Genomic DNA, 1442 nt, shown 5'->3' on the forward strand with positions numbered 1-1442 from the left:
TACTACAGCTGTAAGTCATGCTGGCTGCACTCTGCGGCGGCGATGGTAGAAATTGGCGATTGCCTGATGATGTCTTCGCCATAACGACCAGTGAATAACCATCCTCAGGTCCGGTAACCAACGCCATACGAGTTGATACAGTAACTTTCTGATTTCCGGCACCGTCAATGCGATGATCGCATCCGGTGCCGCTTCCATTTCTCCATCCTGCTCCGCACCGGCTTTTTTTTGAGAGGATCGATTTCTGCGCTGGCGGTACATTCCGCAGCAAGGAACGCATGGGCCAGCATCGCCATGGTGATATGCCGATACCAGCCGTGCCAGCTACGCACCTCGTATTGGTCAAGGCCGACTTCGCCTTTGGCCGCTTCAAAGCATTCTTCCACCATCCAGCGCATCCCGGCAACTTGTACCATCGTTTGCAGGTCCGTTCCAGCAGGTACATAACAGACATAATAAGCTAGCTTGTTATCCGAGCGGCTGCGCCGTAGCATGAGCCAGCGCTCGCCTAGCATTTGCCACGATAGCAGGGGAATGCGTACCCAATCGTACCAGCGTGGCCCCTTGGTGCCGTCTCCGGCAGACAGGGTTTGCCAATCAGCCTCTGTGACGGTGTTGCCCAACGTCTCAACGGTTGCCTGACGCAGCTGCTGCGTCCAGACATGGGAGTTGCTGCGGGTGGCAAGCACGAAATGCAGGTCGTTTTGCTCTAGCCAGACACGCAGACTACGATTATCGCCATAGACTTCGTCGCCGGTAATCCAGGCAAACGGCACCTTTGCCGCCACCGCGCGCCCAATCATCTGCTGCGCCAGCTGGGGCTTGGTGTTGAATTCAATATGGTCCGGAATCTTTGCAGCCTGGCGACGATCCTCGTCCTCGGCCCATTCCCTGGGAAGATACAATTCCCGGTCCATCAGGGCGCGCCCGTGCTGGCCGGCATAAGCCATGAACACCCCAACCTGGCAATTCTCAATGCGGCCGGCCGTGCCGCTGTATTGCCGTTGCACCCCTGCCGAATGCGTTCCCTTCTTGAGGAAACCCGTCTCATCGACCACTAGCACCCCATTGGGATCACCCAGTTCCTGCGAAATGTATTCGGTCAAGTCATCGCGTACCGCATCGGCATCCCAAGGCGCTCGATCCAGCAAATGTTGCAAACTATAGGGCGTCTCATGTTCCACAGCTTCGGCCAACTGCCAGCCGTTCTTGCGCTGCACCGAACTCAGCAGTCCGAGCAAATACTCCCAAGCATGCCGTTGCCGATCCACCCGACCGAAGCGTGGACTGATATAGGAAAACAAGCATTCCAGATCGTCCCGCCAGCCTTCGCCCAGCTCGACATACTGCCTTGCGACCTCGTCCATGGCCGTACCCTCCATCAACAAAGGCTTGGACACGATTTCGTCTCACTCATTCCGCATACTTACAGCTGTAGTATT

The 1442-nt window shown here is 56.4% G+C and carries 1 protein-coding gene; it reads right to left on the reverse strand.

Features of this window, described 5'->3' with window-relative positions:
- Positions 1-164: 164 nt before the first annotated feature.
- A complete protein-coding gene (locus G3574_RS28010; RefSeq protein ID WP_235953671.1) occupies positions 165-1367 on the reverse strand; it encodes an IS701 family transposase in 1203 nt (400 codons plus the stop codon).
- Positions 1368-1442 lie beyond the last annotated feature (75 nt).

The organism is Noviherbaspirillum galbum, from assembly GCF_010974945.1.
GTDB lineage: Bacteria > Pseudomonadota > Gammaproteobacteria > Burkholderiales > Burkholderiaceae_D > Noviherbaspirillum > Noviherbaspirillum galbum.

Excerpts from the sequence above, each read along its gene's own strand:
- G3574_RS28010 (WP_235953671.1), bottom strand. The coding sequence starts at position 1,367 with ATGGACGAGGTCGCAAGGCAGTATGTCGAGCTGGGCGAAGGCTGGCGG.